The sequence below is a fragment of the Bradyrhizobium sp. CCBAU 11357 genome (assembly GCF_028128865.1).
In the GTDB taxonomy this organism is placed as follows: Bacteria; Pseudomonadota; Alphaproteobacteria; order Rhizobiales; family Xanthobacteraceae; genus Bradyrhizobium.
Window position 1 is genome coordinate 251130 of sequence record NZ_LBJW01000108.1, and the last position, 16645, is coordinate 267774.

The window sequence follows — 16645 nt, forward strand, 5'->3', positions numbered from 1 at the left end:
ACGGATGTGCATCCTCCATTACCGTCGGCTCCAGCGGGTTTCTGCCAAGTAACCGTCCCCCACACTTCTGTGTTCTGTCTTGAACACTGGTAGCGCCACCAGTCCCCTGCAGCGGCCAACAAACACCGGCGGCATCGGCTTATTCCAGCAGCAGCGCGTCTCGCTCACGACCGTGGACGATACGTATTTCCGATCATCAATTTTATTCTCTTTCCATCCTGCTGCGCTATATGTCTGGCGTCCGTCCAACGGGGAAAGCCGGAGCAGGCGCTTGCCTTGCAGGACCGGCTCGGAGCAGGGGACCAGGCTCGTCGGCATGTTCGAAGTGATCCTCACCAGGCGCAAGCGGTTCGGCTGGCGGTGGCAGGTGTGCGACCAGTCCGGCAAGATATTTGCCGACGGCTTCGAGCGCACGCGTCCGTCCGCCAAATATCAAGGCGAGCGCGCGTTGTTCTTCCTGCTGTCCCAGGCCCATTTGCGCAACCGCTCGGCGGCCTCCAGCGAGGATTAGTCGGGCGGCTACGATCCCTTGCGTTGCCCGACGGGCAAAACACCCGATTTATGGGTCAATGGACTCGGTCGAAAATATTCCGCTTTACCGAAATTCGGAAATCTCGTTTGTGTCGCATACTCCGGCCCAAGGAAGAGGGGCGTATCGCGATCGTCACGAACGCGGGCCGGGCGGCGGTGGACGCGGATGGCGTCGGCGCGAACGGCTTTGCAGGGCGGGCAACCGTGAGCAAGGACCTCGCGCATACGACCGGTGCCATCGGCGTACGGCAAAATCGTGTGGTCCTGACGCCCGGGGTCTGTGCGTCAAGTCTTGCGGTGATGTGGTTGCCCGACCGGGCACGTGCATCGCTGAGCCGCAAGGCGACGGGGGCAATAGTGCATCGCTCCCCGGGGAGAGCGCGACATAAGCCGTAAAGCCACTGCGCAGGGAAGGCCGGATGTTTGGCTTCACCTGTATGCCGCTGTGCAAATTCTTGTTGCCACCTTTCGCACAGTGGACCGTGGGTGCCCGGCCGGCACCCGGTCTTCCCAGGCAAAGCTCGGGCGAGATGCGCCGCGAGGATGCGAAGGCGTGCCTGCGAGTGAAATGCGAATTGAAGAACGGCGCTGCCCACCGCACACTCCGTCATTGCGAGCGCAGCGAAGCAATCCAGCAATGCATCTGCGGAAAGACTCTGGATTGCTTCGCTGCGCTCGCAATGACGGTGTTGGGGCAGCTATGTGCCGGAATCTCACGTCTCGTGCCCCGGACGCAGCGCACCGCCTCCCCGGCGATGCGAAGCATCGTCCGGTACGGCGGTGCGCTGCAGAGCCGGGGCCCATGCGGCAGCGAACGACGTCGCCTGCTGGGTCCCGGCTCGGCGCCGCATCGCTTGCGCTCCGCGTCGCCTCCGGGACACGAGAGCACCTTCGCGCAACCGTCACAGTCTCTAACGCCCACTAACCAACACCTGACTTAAAACTGTCATAATCGCCGAATGGAACCCGCGCCTTTGCGCTTTTTACACGTCGTTAAGCGCGCCTGCATTGGATGCGGCGGGAAAGTGCGTTGGGGACTGCAATGACTGCCGCGAAGAAGATGCCGGGAAAACCGGCCGCCGAAATGTTCGACGACATCCCGGTACTTCAGCGCAAATGGCGTGCGGCGTTGAAGCCGGGCGAGCGGCTGCCCCGCTACGAGGACGTCATGCTCGGCAGCCTCGGAAGGCTCGCCGACCACATCGCGCTGCTCAAGAACGATGGTGTGCTCGAGCTGTCGCGCAGCGGACGTTACGTCCAGAAATGGCTCGGCGAGGAGCGCTGGGACATTCCCCTTGCCGAGCTGTCGCCCGATTGCGCCACGGCGCTGTCGGAAGCGGCGGCGAGCGCGCTGGCGGCCGGACGGCCGCACCGCGCCAGCGCGCATTGCGTGCGCGACGGCATGGTCAGGACCTACGACGTCCTGGCGCTGCCGACGTCCTCGCGCTGGGGCGCGACGCTGATCGGCGCCTATGTCAACGAGCGCGGCGCGCAATACAATCTCCTCGACGCCATCTTCTCCGCGACCGACGACGCGGTGGTCTCGCTGGCGACGCTGCGCGATGCCGCTGGCAAGGCGTTCGACCTTCAGGTCGTGCACCACAACAGGAGCGCGGGCGAGCTGCTGAAGGTTGTGGGTGGAAGCCTGCTGTGGCGGCGGATCGGCGAGGGCAGCACGCTGCTGGCCTTGTCCGAGGTGATGGAATTCCTGCTCAAGGCCGTGTCGGGCGGCCGCGGCGAGCAGCTCGAGATCGAGAGTGGGGGGCGCTACCTCAGGCTCAGCGCCACCGCCTTCGCCGACGTGGTCTCGCTGACCATCTCCGATGTCACCGTCTTGAAGCGGCGCGATGCTTCGTTCCGGCTGCTGTTCGACAACAACCCGATGCCGATGTGGGTGTTCGACGCAGAGACCAAGGCGTTCCTCAGCGTCAACGACGCCGCGGTCCAGCATTACGGTTACAGCCGCGCGACCTTCCTGCGCATGAAGCTGCACGAGATATGGCCGGAGGACGAATGGGACAGCCACGCCGCGGCGCTGGAGCGCCTCGGCGACGCCTACCACTCGTCGCGCAACTGGCGACACTTGCGCGCCGACGGCAGCGAGATCGAGGTGCTCACCTTCGGCCGTCGCGTCGCCTTCGACGAGTGCGATGGCTATCTGGTGGCGGTGGTCGACATCACCGAACGGCGCAAGGCCGAAGCGCGCATCGCCTATATGGCGCACCACGACGGGCTCACCGATTTGCCGAACCGCGAACACTTCCAGGAGCGGTTGAAGCAGGCGCTGGACCAGGCCGCGGGAAAACGGGTCGGCGTGCTCTACATCGATCTCGACCTGTTCAAGAACATCAACGATTCCTTCGGTCATCCGGTGGGCGATCGCCTGTTGAAGCAGGTCGCCGAGCGCCTGACCATTGCGGTCCGCGGCTCCAATCTCGCCGCGCGGCTCGGTGGTGACGAATTCGCCGTCATCTTGGCAGCCGACGTCTCGCCGAACGAGGCAAGCGCCTGCGCGTCCCTGCTGATCGACATGCTGAAGGCGCCTTACGACGTCGATGGACAGGAGATGGTGATCGGCGCCAGCATCGGCATCGCGCTGTCGCCGGGCGACGGCACGACGCCGGAAGAGTTGATGCGCAATGCCGACATGGCGCTGTACCGGGCCAAGGCCGACGGCGGCGGCGTGCACCACTTCTTCGAGCGTGAGATGGACCTCCAGGCGCAGAGGCGCCGCGACATGGAGCTGGATCTGCGCCGGGCGTTCGCCAATGGCGAATTCGAGCTGCACTACCAGCCGCTGGTGTCGATCGCCGCCGACCGCATCTCGGGCTTCGAGTCGCTGCTGCGCTGGCGTCATCCCGACAAGGGCATGATCTCGCCCGCCGAGTTCATCCCGGTCGCCGAGGACATCGGCCTGATCACCCAGCTCGGCGAATGGGTGCTGCGCGAAGCCTGCACCGAGGCGGTGAAATGGCCCGTCGACGTCAAGGTCGCCGTCAACCTGTCGCCGGCGCAATTCCGCAGCCGCAACTTGGTCCAGATCGTGATCTCGGCCCTGGCGCAGTCCGGCCTGTCGCCGAAGCGGCTCGAGCTCGAGATCACCGAGTCGATCTTCCTGGCCGAGACCGATGCCAATGTCGCCACCTTGCACCAATTGCGCGAGCTCGGCGTCGGCATTTCCATGGACGATTTCGGCACCGGCTATTCCAGCCTGAGCTATCTCCGCAGCTTTCCGTTCGACAAGATCAAGATCGACCGCTCCTTCGTCAAGCATCTGGCGCAGCGGCCCGATTGCGGTGCGATCGTGCGCGCGATCTCCGGGCTCGGCCGCAGCCTCAACATCACCACGACGGCCGAGGGCGTGGAGACCGAGGATCAGCTCGACTGGCTGCGTGCCGAAGGCTGCAACGAGGTGCAGGGATTTCTGTTCAGCGCCGCGCGGCCGGCGGCCGAGATCGGAAAGCTCCTCGCCGATTTCGGCCAGCGCACCTCACGGGCGGCGTAATGCGGGCGGATAGCAATCGTAGACCAGCGCCTTGAACGCGGGCGTGATGCGGCCGCGCTCGTTCTGGGTCTGCTGCATCATGAGGTAGACCATGTCGAGCTTGGGATCGACGCCGAAATAGGTGCCGCTCCCTGAGTCCCATTTCAGCTCGCCGAGCGAGCCCGGCGGCGGCGGCTTTGCATTGCCGGGATCGGTGCGTACCGCAAGGCCGTAGCCATAGCCGAAGCCGTCGCCCGGGAAATAGAAATAGTCGCGGCCGACGCCGGAGCCCGGCCCGATCTGATCGCTCGTCATGGCCTTGAACGCGGCGGGGCTGAGATAGCGCCTGCCTTCGAGCTCGCCGCCGTTGAGCAGCATCTGCGCGAAGCGCTGATAGTCGGTGATGGTCGAGAGCAGGCCGCCGCCGCCCGACTGCCATTCTGGATGGTCCAGGCGGTCGCGCTCGCCGGCGAGCAGGATGAAGTCGTTCGGCAGCGGCCGCGCCATCCGCGCCAGCTCGTCCTCGGTCGCGAGCGCGAATTTGGTGCTGTTCATGCCGAGCGGATCGAAGATGCGGGCCTTCAGGAAGGCGTACAGCGTCTGTCCCGAGATGATCTCGATGACGCTGCCGAGCACGTCGGTGGAATGGCCGTAGCGCCACAGCGTTCCGGGCTGCCGCGCCAGCGGCAGTTTGGCGATGCGATCGGCGAATTCCCTGTTGTTGAAGTGACCGTCGAAAATGTTGGCGGCCTTGTAGGCGTGCTCGACCCATTCGCTGCCGATATAATCGTAGCTGATGCCCGAAGTATGCCGCAGCAGATCCTCGATGTTGACGGGGCGGTCAGGTGGGACGAAGTCGAGCTCCAGCTTGCCGCCGGGCCGGGTCACCTCGAGGCCGACCTTGGTCTCGGCAAACAGCGGAACGTATTTCGACACGGGGTCGGTCAGCGCAAGCTTGCCCTCGTCGATCAGCATCATCGCGCCGAGGCACGTGATCGGCTTGGTCATGGAGTGGATGGCGAAGATCGTATCCGGCGTCATCGCGAGGCCGGTCCTGGTGTCGCGCACGCCAAAGGTCTTGAGGTAGACCGGCTTGCCGTGCTGCTGCACCATGATCACCGCGCCCGGCAGGCGGCCGCTTGTCACCTCGTTGTCGAAGAACGCGGTGATGCGGTCGAGCCCGTCGGGCGACGGGGCGGGGACGTCCGCGGCCCGGCTTCGCGCCATCGTACCGGCGAGCATCGCGGCCCCGACCAGAAATTCACGGCGTCGCATCCGCACCTTCCTCCCTCGGCGGGATCAAGCCGCAAGACGCTCGGTGCGTCAACACAACATCGATTAAAATCGCGTCACGATGTCCGAAAGCGACGGGCGCGGACGGTCCTCGCTCGGCTTGGTCGGGGTGCCGACATGAATGAAGCCGGCGAGCTTCTCATCCGGCTTGAGGCCGAGGCCTTCGAGCACGTCGCGGTCGATCGAGAACCAGCCGGTCAGCCAGCAGGCGCCGTAGCCGAGCGCGGTGGCGGCCGTGACGATGTTCATGGCGCTGGCGCCCGCCGACAATTCCTGCTCGAACGCCGGCACCTTCGGATGCGGCTTGGTGAAGCTGACGATGCCGATCACCAGAGGCGCGTCCATCAGGCGCTTGCGCTCGGTCTCGACGTCGGCCGCAGGCGCGCCGGGATTCTTCCGCGCAAAGACCCTCGCGATCACCTCGCCGGCACGTGCACGGGCGTCGCCCTCGAAGATGATGAAGCGCCACGGCGCGAGCTTGCCGTGATCGGGCACGCGCGCCCCGATGGTGAGGATCGTCTCGAGCTCGGCCGGCGAGGGGCCGGGTCCCGTCATCTCGCGCGGCTTGACCGAGCGGCGGGTCTTCAGGAGTTCGATGGCATCGGGCACTGCGATATCCTCTTCGAATGGTCGGCGGGCGTGCCATGCCGAGATAAGCATGCACGCCCGCAACCGGAAGCGAATTTAGATCGATTTCAGGGCTCAGACGGCGCCGCGCGCCCGCTTCACATCCGGCGGCGTCGCCTCATCGACCAGGGCGGCGATCGCCTCGGCGGTGGTCATCACCTTCTGGCCGTCGCTGCCGAGCCGGCGGACCGAGACCGAGTGCGTCTCGGCCTCTTTCTTGCCGACCACGAGCAGGGCCGGGATCTTGGCCAGCGAGTGCTCGCGGACCTTGTAGTTGATCTTTTCGTTGCGCAGGTCGATCTCGACCCGAAGCCCTGCGCGCCGCGCCTGCTCCAGCACCACCTTGGCGTATTCGTCGCCTTCCGAGGTGATGGTGGTGACCACCGCCTGCACCGGCGAGAGCCAGAGCGGGAAGTTGCCGGCATAGTGCTCGATCAGGATGCCGATGTAGCGCTCCATCGAGCCGCAGATCGCGCGATGCACCATGACCGGCGGCTTCTTGCCGCCGTCATGATCGATGTAGAACGCGCCGAACCGCTCCGGCAGGTTGAAGTCGACCTGCGTGGTGCCGCACTGCCAGTCGCGGCCGATGGCATCGCGCAGAACGTATTCGAACTTCGGCCCGTAGAACGCGCCTTCGCCCGGGTTGATCTCGGTCTTGATGTGATTGTTCTGCGACTGGATCTCGCGCAGCACCGTCGCCATCACGCGCTCGGCGTGATCCCACATCGCATCGGTGCCGACGCGTTTCTCCGGCCGGGTCGAGAGCTTCACCGTGAGGTCGCCGGTGAAGCCGAAATCGGCGTAGGTCGACAGAATGAGATCGTTGATCTTCAGGCACTCCTCGGCGAGCTGGTCCTCGGTGCAGAAGATGTGCGCGTCGTCCTGGGTGAAGCCGCGCACGCGCATCAGGCCGTGCATGGCGCCGGACGGCTCGTAGCGATGCACCACGCCGAATTCGGCGAGGCGCAAGGGCAGGTCGCGATAGCTCTTCAGGCCGTGCTTGAAGATCTGGACGTGGCCGGGGCAGTTCATCGGCTTGAGCGCAAACCAGCGCTTGTCCTCGGCCTCGTCACCGGCCGATTGCGCCGCGAACATGTTCTCGCGATACCAGCCCCAATGGCCCGAGGTCTCCCACAGCACCTTGTCGAGGATCTGCGGCGCGTTGACCTCATCGTAATCGCCGGAGAGGCGCCGGCGCATATAGGCGATCAGCTGCTGGAAGATGGTCCAGCCCTTCGGGTGCCAGAACACGACGCCCGGACCTTCCTCCTGGAAGTGGAAGAGGTCGAGCTCGCGCCCGAGCTTGCGATGGTCGCGCTTCTCCGCTTCCTCGATCTGCTTGAGGTAAGCGTCGAGGTCCTCCTGCTTGGCGAAGGCCGTGCCGTAGATGCGGGTCAGCATCGGGTTGTTGGAATCGCCGCGCCAATAGGCGCCGGCCACCTTCATCAGCTTGAAGGCGTTGCCGATCTTGCCGGTCGAGGTCATGTGCGGGCCGCGGCACAGGTCGAACCAGTCGCCCTGGTAGTAGATCTTGATCGGCTCGTTGCCGGGAATGGCGTCGACCAGCTCGACCTTGAAGGCCTCGCCCTTGTCGCGGAACACCTGCTTGGTCTTCTCGCGGTCCCAGACTTCCTTGGTGAAGGGTTTGTCGCGCCCGATGATCTCGCGCATCTTTTTCTCGATCGCGGCAAAGTCTTCCGGCGTGAACGGCTCGTTGCGGAAGAAGTCGTAATAGAAGCCGTTCTCGATCACCGGGCCGATCGTGACCTGGGTGCCCTGCCACAGCGTCTGCACCGCTTCGGCCAGCACGTGCGCGCAGTCGTGGCGGATCAATTCGAGCGCGCGTGGATCGTCGCGATTGACCAGCTCGATCCTGGCGTCTGCCTCGATCGGATCGTTGAGATCGGCGAGCGCGCCGTCGAGCGCCATCGCAACGGTGCGCTTGGCGAGCGAGGGCGAGATGCCCTTGGCGATATCGAGGCCGGTGACGCCCTTGTCGAACTGACGCTGGGCGCCGTCGGGGAAGGTGAGGGTGACTTTGGGAGCGGGGGTCACGGGTTTCAAATTGGAGAGGCTGTACTGGAACCCGGACTCGGATTTGGGCTGGTCGGACATTGCTTTTCTCCTGAGGCTCACTCCTGCGAACGAGCGCAGGTAAGCGGGAACGAGCGATATATCAGGCGATTCGGCCTGTGCAATCCGGCATTTCCAAGAAAGTGGCGCGCAAAACCCGGGGCGGAGCCCGCAACTATTTGACGTTATGCCCTTTAACCCGCCGCAGGTCGCCGCTACATGCGTTTGCATGGAAAATGCCCCTGCCGCCGGCCGTTTCGCGCCGACCGCCCTGATGCTCGGCAATCTCGTGACCGGCTGCTCGGTCTTGGCGCCGGCGGGCATGCTGCCGGAATTGTCGGCGGGGCTCGGGATCAGCATCCACGCGGCCGGGCTCCTGATCACCTTCGGCGCGGTGACGCTGTGCGTGGGTTCGCCGCTGACGGCGTGGCTGACCAGCCGCATCGAAAGGCGGACCCTGCTCGCCACGACGCTGGCGGTGCTTGCACTCGGCAATCTCGGCTCCGCGTTTGCGCCTGATTACACCAGCCTGCTCATCATTCGCCTCGTGATGCTCGCAATCGGCGCGCTCTATACGCCCCAGGCCGCCGGCACGGCTGCACTGATCGTGCCGGCGGAACGGCGCGGCAGCACCATTGCGTACGTCTTCCTCGGCTGGTCGCTCGCAGCCGCCATCGGCCTGCCGCTGATCACCTTCATCGCCAGCCGTTATGGCTGGCGCGCGGCCTATGGCGGGATTGGCGCGCTCGGCTGCACCAGCTTGCTGCTGTTGCTGCTGCGTCTGCCGGCGGGCCTGAAGGGCGCACCGGTCGATCTGAAGACATGGGTCGCCGTCGGCCGCAGCAGGACGATCCTGCTGCTGCTTGCGATCACGATGCTGCAAATGTCGGGGCAGTTCGTCGTGTTCACCTATATGGGGCCGCTGCTCAACAAGCTCACCGGCGCCGGCCCCGATGCGATCGGCTCCGTGTTCGCGCTGTACGGGATCTGCGGCTTCCTCGGCGTCGTCGTCGCGACCCGCATCGTCGACACTTCGGGGCCCTACCGCACCTCGTTGCTGTTCACGTGCCTGCTGCTTGCCGGGATGAGCGGCTGGGCGCTCGGTGCCGGCTCGCTCGTCATGATGGCGGGCGCGGTCGCGGTCTGGGGCCTTGGCTTCGCTTCCACCAACTCGATGCAGCAGGTCCGGCTGGTCGCGGCTGCGCCGCCGCTGGCCTCGGCCACCGTCGCGCTCAACACGTCCGTTCTCTATATAGGCCAGGCGGTCGGCTCCGCCGTCGGCGGGCTGCTGTTCGCCCGCGAGCTCCTGCACACGCTCGGCTTCGTCGCGGTCGGTTTCGTCGTGCTGGCGCTGATCCTGGTGGTCGTGACCCGGCCCCGGCGGGCGGCTGCCGCCACCGCCTGAACGCTGCAGGTCGTATGCGCAAGGCGCTTGGCAAACCTCGCGCCGGAGCGGTAGAAGGCCGGCGTGGGGATCAAAGAGAGTTGACTGAGATGAGGATGATTCTGGCGGTTGCCGCGGTGCTCTATTCAGCCTCCGCGTTTGCGCAGACCGAGAAGCCACCAATGGTGGGGGACAAGCCGCTGGTGCAGGTCCAGCCGAAGGGGACCAAAGCGGGGACCAAGGAGGCAGCGGCCAAGCCCGCGGCGGCGGCGAAGGGCAAGCCGCAATCGGTCGCCGTCCGTCTCCAGGCCTGCCTCGAGATCGACGACGGCACCAAGGATCGGCTCAACTGCTACGACGCCGTCATCCCGCCGGCGCCGAAGCCGAAGCCGGCCAAGGCCAAGGGCTACGCCGATTGCCGCTTCTTCAAGGAAGAGGACGAGCGGCTGTCCTGTTTCAATGGCTTTGCCGAGAGCATTCCGAAGCTGCCCAAGAACTAATATTTGGAACTGATATCTGCCCGGCTAGGGATTTGTGGAGGCGACGCGCGTGAGCGCGAGCGACGGCGTCGCCGCCATCTTCACCAGCACGTCCTTGAGCGGGTCGCGCGTCCAGGCGCGGGTGACATAGTCGCGATGGGTGATGCCCTCGCCGGTCTCCACGAACACCACGCTGCCGGGCCGTAGCGGCCCTTCCATGTCCTCGGCGACGCTGATGCCCTTCTGCCTCAGCATGCTCATCAGCTCGCGGTCGCGCCGCGCGGTGTAGCGGGTGTAGGCGCTGACGAAGAAGCCGGAGCGGTGGCTCTCGATCCAGGACGCAAACTTGTCCATCTCGCCATAGACGGCATCGAGCAGCACCACGCCGCGCACGCGGTCGCTGATGCCGCCGACCTCGAGGCTCCAGGCCGTCGGCAGGAATCCGCCGCTATAGCCGACGATCACGATCGGCATGTTGGCGAAGGCGCGCGCGCTGCTGGGATCGCCGGTGAGGCGGGCGAGGTGGTCGGCCGATTCCGCCATGAAGCGCTTGAAGCCGCCCGGCTGCCAGAACTTGCCGGCGCTGGAATCGGCGGCGTCGACCGCCATCTGCGGCGCAAGCAATATGGCATTGGCGCCGGAATCGGTGATCTGTTTCGGCACCATCTGCCGGTCGCGGACGTCGCGCTCGAGCGTTGCGCCATTGCCGTGGAAGAACACCACGATCACGCCCGGCTTGCGCAGGTCGAAATGCTCGGGCACGTGCACCAGCACGCGGCTGTCGCTGTAGGTCTCGTCCTGCCAGTAGACGCGGCCGGAATAGCTGCGGTGGCCGCGGCGGTCGCCTTTGGAAATGTTGAGGAAGGGCGCGTCGGAGGCAGGGTTGTTGCCGAAATAGGGAAAGGCCGACGACTTCATGCTGACGAGTGTCGTCAGGTCCTCGCGGGCGGGGCGCTGGTAAGGGACTTGCGGCTCGAGGGACGCGACCTTGTAGGGCGCCTGCTCCGGCCCTTGTCGCTGGACCGCGCGCTTGGGCGAGAAGTCCGACATCTGACGTTGCAGGAAGCCTTCACTCGCCGAGGGAAAGCGCTCCTTGAACTGCGGGGCAGGGAAGCGATCCTCGAACGTGTCGCCGCTTGCCACGCGCGCGTTCGACGTCTGCGAATTGGTCTTGGCGACCACCTGGACATTCGCCTGGGAGTCCGCCGCCAGCGCCGCCGGATCTGGCGCCTTGCCGCATTGAACCAGCGTCAGCGACAACGGCACGAGTGCTGAGATCAGACCGGCCCGGAGCGCACGACCATGCCGACCGGACGGTGTCCGATCGGCACGATCATCAGCTCTCAGTTTCGGAGCGGCCCCGACCATCCACCCATGACCCCAAAGTCACGACCCAAGTCACACGTCCATCGGCAATCTTGAAATAATTGAGCCGACTGGCGTTTAGGCGACGTTAAGCGTCCGGAGAAACTCCCCACATCCGGAACGCTCAAAAGGACCATGCAATCGTGTCCTGATTGTGGGGAAGGGGAACGGGCAAATCCCGGTAAATGCAGTGCCGTAGACCAAAAAGCGCGTTTACGGTGTTTCGGTACCTGCTTCCCTTGCCTCATTTAACCCTTGTTAACCCTGCTTGAATTGACTGGGCCAAAGTGCACGATGGGCCCCACGCGGCGACGCGCCTGAGGTTAAGGACCCCGATGACGGCATCAGATGCGGGTACCCCGCCCTGGACGGACCGGCTGACCGGGAGCCGGGCCGGGGTCTCCGTTCCGGTCGCAACCGCCATCGTCGTGGCCGACATGATCGGGGTCGGCGTCTTCACCAGCCTGGGCTTTCAGGTCAAGGACATCCCGTCCGGCTTCTCCATCCTCCTGCTCTGGACGGTCGGCGGCATCGTCGCGCTGTGCGGGGTGTTCGCGTACAGCGAGCTGGGTGCGATGTTTCCGCGCTCGAGCGGCGAGTACAATTTCCTCGGCCGCGCCTTTCATCCGGCCTTCGGCTTCCTCGCCGGCTGGGTGTCGGCCACGGTCGGCTTCGCGGCGCCGGTTGCGCTCGCCGCGATGGCGTTCGGCGAATATGCCAAGTCGGTCGTACCCGATCTGCCGGCGATTCCGCTCGCCATCGGCGTCGTGTGGCTGGTTTCCCTCGTGCAACTGACCGGCGTCAGGCACTCCTCCACATTCCAGCTGATCTCGACGGTCCTCAAGGTCGTGCTGATCGTCGCCTTCCTGGTCGCCGGCTTCGTCATCGCCGTGCCGCAGCCGATCACCTTCACGCCGCAACCCGGCGATATCGCCCACATCGTCAGCGCGCCGTTCGCGATCGGACTCGTCTTCGTGATGTATTCGTTCTCGGGCTGGAATGCCGCGACCTACATCATCGGCGAGATGAAGACGCCGCAGCGGAGCCTGCCGCGCGCGCTGCTCGCGGGCACGCTGATCGTGCTCGTGCTGTACGTCGCGCTGAACGCGGTCTTTCTGCATTCCACGCCGGTCAGCGCGCTCGCCGGCCAGCTCGACGTCGCCAGTGTCGCCGGCACCGCCATCTTCGGCAGTCTCGGCGGTCGGATCGTCGGCGCCATGATTTGCTTCGGTCTGATCTCGTCGATCAGCGCGATGATGTGGATCGGCCCGCGCGTGATGATGACGATGGGAGAGGACATTCCCGCCTTGCGCGTCTTCTCGAAGCGGTCGGTGAGCGGCGCGCCGGCCTATGCCATCCTGTTCCAACTGGCCGTCGCCAATCTCCTGCTGTTCACGCGCAGCTTCGAGGCGGTGCTCGACTTCATCCAGTTCGCGCTGTTGTTCTGCTCGTTCTTCACGGTCGCCGGCGTGATCAAGCTGCGTATCACTGATCCCGATCTGCCGCGGCCTTATCGCGCCTGGGGATACCCGTTCACGCCGCTCGTTTTCCTGCTCGTGACCGCGTTCATGATGTACTACCTTTTGACGGAGCGGCCGGTTCAGTCGCTGTCGGGAATGCTGGTCATGCTCTCCGGCCTTTTGATTTACGCTGTTTTCCGCAGGCGGCCCGCTGCCGCTGCCGCCTCACCGCATCGCAAATAGACATGCTCCGCCCCCTGAGAATTGCGGCCGTTGCCTTCGCCCTCCTGGCTGTGGCCGTCTCGTTCGCGCGTGCCGCTGACGTCACCTTCGACGACACGGCGCGCTTCCTTGCGGGCATGCAGCCTTCGGCGGACTCGCCGCTGGTGCCGCTCACCAGGGACCCGGCCTGGCAGCGTCACGCGAAATTCTTCGACGGCGCCTTCGCTCAGCTCGAGCAGCGACAGCTCTCCAAGATCCGCAGCTGGGCCGACCTCAATCTCGCCGCGCCGCGGCCGACCATGTTCTACATGTTCAGCGGCCCCGATTTCCTCTACGCCAATGCCTTCTATTCCAAGGCCAGCACCTACGTGCTCGGCGCGCTGGAGCCGGTCGGCGCGGTGCCCGATTTGACGCGGCTGCCGCGCGGCTCGGTCGGCGCTGCGCTCTACAACGTCGAACGCTCGCTCGGCTCGATCCTGAGCTTCTCCTTCTTCATCACCAAGCAGATGAAGGTCGACCTGCACGCCAACCAGGTCAACGGCACCTTGCCGATCCTCTACGTCTTCCTCGCCCGCTCCGGCAAGACCATCCGCAATGTCGAGATGGTCGCGCTCGACGACAAGGGCGGAGTACATGTCGGCGACGACAATCCCGGACGAAACGCCACGCGCGGCGTCCGCATCGCCTTCGCCGGCAGCGACGGGGAAACGCGCACGCTGTATTATTTCTCGACCGACCTCTCCAATTCCGGCGCACGTGCCGCAGGCTTCCTGAAGTTCTGCGAGACGCTCGGACCCGGTAACAGCCTGCTCAAGAGTGCGTCCTACCTGTTGCATTCCGGCAATTTCACCGTCGTTCGGGACTGGTTGCTCGCCAACAGCGCCACCATCATCCAGGACGATTCCGGCATCCCGCTCGCGAACTACAATGCGCGGCAATGGCGGTTCTTTCCGTTCGGCCGCTATCTCGGTCCGATTGACGAATTCCCCGGCCGCCACCAGCAGCGCTACGCCGAGCTGTTCACGCGGGCCCAGCCGATCGATTTCGGCGTCGGCTATCGCTGGCGCATGCATGAATCGAATTTGCTGCTGTCGGTGAAGGTGCCGGGCAGCGACGCCGCACCGGCTATGGAGACCACTTCGGCGGCCGAGCCGGCGCCGAAGCCACCGCGCCCGAAGCGGCTACGGCCGCCGGAGTCGGTCCCGCCGTCACAGGGACGTTTTTTCTGGTTCCAGTGATCACCAATGGACGCTCTGGCTCGGCACGATGAAGGTCGTCGTGCTCGGCTGTGTCGCAAGGCTCCTCGTCAGATACCAGCCGGAGCCGAGGACGAGCGCAAGCAATGCGATGATGGCGAGCAGGTCGATGGTTCTCGGATCGTGGCCCCTGTGATCGAGATTCGGACCAGGCTTGACATGAAAATGCGGGCTGATTTTCCAGCGCATTGTTGTTTCCTCCCGTGGGAGCACCAAAACAACGCAAGTGGAAACTTCAAGGTTCCGGTCGGGGCAGCGCCGCACAAGTGCGCGGCAACGTCAGGATGCATTGACCCCGCGCCAGCGGCCGTAGCGCCAGGGCAGATACCAGCGTGCCCCTCGCGGCGCGGTGAGAGGCACGTTGTCGATGCCGGATGTGCCGAAGGGATTGCAGCGGAGCAGGCGCGCGAGCGTCATCCAGCCGCCGGCCCAGAGCCCGAATCGGTCGATCGCCTCATCGCCATAGACGGAGCAGGTCGGCAGGTGCCGGCAATTGTACCCGACCAGGGGCGACAGCGTATGGCGATACAGCCAGATCAGCGCGCGGCCGAATCTGCGCGGCAGCCGGAGCGCACCATCGCCGGAACTGGAACAATGCTCGCAGGCTGAATGCTTCATGTGCGTTGTGCTGCGATGTTGAGCGAGGTGTTGCCCGGTTCCGGCGCAGGGAACTGTAAGCTGTTGTTTCCACGCCATATTTGCATGCTTTTTGGGAGCAGTGCAGCAAGTATCTGTGGACGATCTGTATTCGCCCGGATACCATTTTTATGACGGTCGTGTGTAGAAACATACGCCTGTATGATGGACTCAGATTGCGCTACCGGGGATTGTTTGGGGACCTTGTGGCATTGGGGCTTGGGGAAGGAACCAGATTGAGACTTCTGAACTCCCTTAATCTTCGCGGCTGGTTGCTGGTGGGAACAGCCGTATGTGGAGTCGCGCTGGCTGGCGCCGTCGCAACATTCGGATCGTCGGCCCGCGCCGGCGTTGCCCTCGAAGAGCGCAAGCTGCCGATGAAGTTCAGCTGGGTCGCCTGTGAGCCGAACTGCCGCGGCTGGGTCAGCGCAGTCGGCATCATCACGGCCGATACGCCCAAAGAATTCGAAGAGTTTTCGCGCGGCCGGCAGCTCGGCGGCGCCACTGTGGTGCTCGATTCCAGCGGCGGTTCCGTCAATGACGCGATCACGCTCGGCCGGCGCTTCCGTAACCTCGGGCTTTTGACCACGGTCGGCGTCAGCCTCCGTGGCGGCCCAACGACGCGCCCGGCGGTCGCGCCGGAAGCCTATTGCGAATCCATGTGCGTGTTCCTGCTGCTGGCCGGCAAGAAGCGCTACGTGCCGGAGGCCGCCCATGTCCGGGTTCACCAGATCTGGATGGGCGACCGCGCCGACGATGCCAAGGCGGCGAGCTACAGCGCGCAGGACCTGATGATCGTGGAGCGCGACATCGGCCGCCTCGCCAAGTACACCTTCGACATGGGCGGCGCCGGCGACCTGCTGTCGCTTGCGCTCAGCGTCCCGCCCTGGGAGGACCTGCACGAGCTTGACGCCGGCGAGCTCAAGCTCACCAATCTGGTCACGACCGATCTCGTGGCTGATGTGCTCCCGCACGTGGACATCTCGGCGCCGGCAATGGCGGAGCTTGCAGCGAAGACGCAGGCTAGGTTCGGCGCGGAACCGGAGCAGGCTTCCAAGTCGACCAAGACGGCGGAGGCCGTGGTGCCGACCGGTAGCGTTGCCACGCCGGCTGCGGCGACGCAGAAGTAAGCTCTTAAATCCTGGCAGTCGTTCCGGGGCGCGCCTCAGCGCGAACCTTGGTGCGCAATCGCGCACCTGGGGTGCGCAATTGCGCACCTGAGAATCTCGCGCTGCAATCTCGCGATTCCGGGTTCGATGCTGCGCATCGCCCCGGAATGACGGAGAGGGGCTTCAGCCCTGCGCTGCGGCCGGCTGCTTGGTTCTGGCCTCGATCTGGCCGATGGCATCAACCACGGCATCGAAGGTGAGAAGCGTCGAGGCATGGCGCGCCTTGTAGTCGCGGACCGGCTCGAGGAACTTGATCTCCTCCCATTTGCCTTGAGGAGGCGCGCCGTTCTCCTTCAGCATCTTGCGAACGGTTTCGCGTAACTCACGGAGTTCGCTCGCAGTCGAGCCGACCACGTGACTTGCCATGATGGATGAAGAGGCCTGGCCCAAGGCGCAGGCCTTCACGTCATGGGCGAAGTCGGTGACGGTGTCCCCGTTCATCTTGAGATCGACCTTCACGGTCGAGCCGCACAGCTTGGAATGAGCAGTGGCGGAGGCATCGGGGTCCGACAATCGTCCGAGGCGCGGAATATTCCCGGCCAACTCGATGATCCGCTTGTTATAAATGTCGTTCAGCATGTGATGGAGTCCAACACGTCCACACCCGCGTCCGGGCCGGATCGGCCTTGGCGGGCGCCGCCCACGGTCCTATATAGGGGCGGA

Annotated in this window: 14 protein-coding genes; 7 read left to right on the forward strand and 7 right to left on the reverse strand. The window is 64.9% G+C overall.

Features of this window, described 5'->3' with window-relative positions:
• The first annotated feature begins 271 nt into the window (after positions 1 to 271).
• Both XI05_RS27975 and XI05_RS27980 read left to right on the forward strand, forming a co-directional pair.
• Positions 272 to 511, forward strand: coding sequence for a hypothetical protein (locus XI05_RS27975; protein WP_246571525.1), 240 nt, complete (start codon positions 272 to 274; stop codon positions 509 to 511).
• 1062 nt (positions 512 to 1573) lie between these two features.
• A complete protein-coding gene (locus tag XI05_RS27980) occupies positions 1574 to 4036 on the forward strand; it encodes a putative bifunctional diguanylate cyclase/phosphodiesterase (RefSeq protein WP_271507805.1) in 2463 nt (820 codons plus the stop codon).
• Here XI05_RS27980 and XI05_RS27985 read toward each other — a convergent pair.
• From XI05_RS27985 to thrS, 3 genes are all read right to left on the reverse strand, one after another.
• Positions 4022 to 5290 (reverse strand): serine hydrolase domain-containing protein, encoded by a 1269-nt coding sequence (locus XI05_RS27985; RefSeq protein WP_271507809.1) that lies wholly within the window; start codon positions 5288 to 5290, stop codon positions 4022 to 4024. The two genes, XI05_RS27980 and XI05_RS27985, sit on opposite strands and share 15 nt — an antisense overlap.
• Positions 5291 to 5353: 63 nt before the next feature.
• The gene (locus XI05_RS27990) at positions 5354 to 5917 is read right to left on the reverse strand and encodes a nitroreductase family protein (RefSeq protein WP_271507812.1); all 564 of its coding nucleotides are present in this window, start codon (positions 5915 to 5917) and stop codon (positions 5354 to 5356) included.
• A gap of 93 nt (positions 5918 to 6010) precedes the next feature.
• Positions 6011 to 8053, reverse strand: coding sequence for a threonine--tRNA ligase (gene thrS, locus XI05_RS27995; protein ID WP_271507815.1), 2043 nt, complete (start codon positions 8051 to 8053; stop codon positions 6011 to 6013).
• Positions 8054 to 8240: 187 nt separating this feature from the next.
• Here thrS and XI05_RS28000 point away from each other — a divergent pair, with 187 nt between their 5' ends.
• Positions 8241 to 9416 (forward strand): MFS transporter, encoded by a 1176-nt coding sequence (locus XI05_RS28000; RefSeq protein ID WP_271507817.1) that lies wholly within the window; start codon positions 8241 to 8243, stop codon positions 9414 to 9416.
• A gap of 89 nt (positions 9417 to 9505) precedes the next feature.
• The gene (locus XI05_RS28005; protein ID WP_271507819.1) at positions 9506 to 9895 is read left to right on the forward strand and encodes a hypothetical protein; all 390 of its coding nucleotides are present in this window, start codon (positions 9506 to 9508) and stop codon (positions 9893 to 9895) included.
• A 24-nt stretch (positions 9896 to 9919) separates the two neighbouring features.
• On the opposite strand, the gene XI05_RS28010 is transcribed toward XI05_RS28005, so the two are convergent.
• Positions 9920 to 11242, reverse strand: coding sequence for an alpha/beta hydrolase (locus tag XI05_RS28010; protein WP_271507822.1), 1323 nt, complete (start codon positions 11240 to 11242; stop codon positions 9920 to 9922).
• 332 nt (positions 11243 to 11574) lie between these two features.
• Between XI05_RS28010 and XI05_RS28015 the strand changes: the two genes are divergently transcribed.
• Together XI05_RS28015 and XI05_RS28020 are read left to right on the forward strand one after the other, a co-directional pair.
• Positions 11575 to 12942: an APC family permease gene (locus XI05_RS28015; protein ID WP_260379778.1), complete on the forward strand. Its 1368-nt coding sequence runs from the start codon at positions 11575 to 11577 to the stop codon at positions 12940 to 12942.
• A 2-nt stretch (positions 12943 to 12944) separates the two neighbouring features.
• Positions 12945 to 14159, forward strand: coding sequence for a hypothetical protein (locus tag XI05_RS28020; protein WP_271507825.1), 1215 nt, complete (start codon positions 12945 to 12947; stop codon positions 14157 to 14159).
• Here the strand turns inward: XI05_RS28020 and XI05_RS28025 are convergent, their stop codons facing one another.
• Together XI05_RS28025 and yidD are read right to left on the reverse strand one after the other, a co-directional pair.
• Positions 14160 to 14366 carry a hypothetical protein gene (locus XI05_RS28025; protein WP_172783110.1) on the reverse strand — a complete coding sequence of 69 codons (207 nt, stop codon included), beginning with the start codon at positions 14364 to 14366 and terminating at the stop codon, positions 14160 to 14162.
• 90 nt (positions 14367 to 14456) lie between these two features.
• On the reverse strand, positions 14457 to 14795 hold the full coding sequence (gene yidD / locus XI05_RS28030; protein WP_212260308.1) for a membrane protein insertion efficiency factor YidD: 339 nt from the start codon (positions 14793 to 14795) through the stop codon (positions 14457 to 14459).
• Between the two features lie 254 nt (positions 14796 to 15049).
• Between yidD and XI05_RS28035 the strand changes: the two genes are divergently transcribed.
• Positions 15050 to 15943 (forward strand): hypothetical protein, encoded by an 894-nt coding sequence (locus XI05_RS28035; RefSeq protein WP_271507828.1) that lies wholly within the window; start codon positions 15050 to 15052, stop codon positions 15941 to 15943.
• Between the two features lie 162 nt (positions 15944 to 16105).
• Here the strand turns inward: XI05_RS28035 and XI05_RS28040 are convergent, their stop codons facing one another.
• Positions 16106 to 16561, reverse strand: coding sequence for an iron-sulfur cluster assembly scaffold protein (locus XI05_RS28040; protein WP_271507831.1), 456 nt, complete (start codon positions 16559 to 16561; stop codon positions 16106 to 16108).
• Positions 16562 to 16645: the final 84 nt, after the last annotated feature.

Bases quoted from the DNA above. Each gene is read 5' to 3' on its own strand.
- XI05_RS27980 (WP_271507805.1), top strand. From the start codon at position 1,574: ATGACTGCCGCGAAGAAGATGCCGGGAAAACCGGCCGCCGAAATGTTC.
- XI05_RS27985 (WP_271507809.1), bottom strand. From the start codon at position 5,290: ATGCGACGCCGTGAATTTCTGGTCGGGGCCGCGATGCTCGCCGGTACG.
- thrS (WP_271507815.1), bottom strand. From the start codon at position 8,053: ATGTCCGACCAGCCCAAATCCGAGTCCGGGTTCCAGTACAGCCTCTCC.
- XI05_RS28000 (WP_271507817.1), top strand. From the start codon at position 8,241: ATGGAAAATGCCCCTGCCGCCGGCCGTTTCGCGCCGACCGCCCTGATG.
- XI05_RS28005 (WP_271507819.1), top strand. From the start codon at position 9,506: ATGAGGATGATTCTGGCGGTTGCCGCGGTGCTCTATTCAGCCTCCGCG.
- XI05_RS28010 (WP_271507822.1), bottom strand. From the start codon at position 11,242: ATGGTCGGGGCCGCTCCGAAACTGAGAGCTGATGATCGTGCCGATCGG.
- XI05_RS28015 (WP_260379778.1), top strand. From the start codon at position 11,575: ATGACGGCATCAGATGCGGGTACCCCGCCCTGGACGGACCGGCTGACC.
- XI05_RS28020 (WP_271507825.1), top strand. From the start codon at position 12,945: ATGCTCCGCCCCCTGAGAATTGCGGCCGTTGCCTTCGCCCTCCTGGCT.
- XI05_RS28025 (WP_172783110.1), bottom strand. From the start codon at position 14,366: ATGCGCTGGAAAATCAGCCCGCATTTTCATGTCAAGCCTGGTCCGAAT.
- yidD (WP_212260308.1), bottom strand. From the start codon at position 14,795: ATGAAGCATTCAGCCTGCGAGCATTGTTCCAGTTCCGGCGATGGTGCG.
- XI05_RS28040 (WP_271507831.1), bottom strand. From the start codon at position 16,561: ATGCTGAACGACATTTATAACAAGCGGATCATCGAGTTGGCCGGGAAT.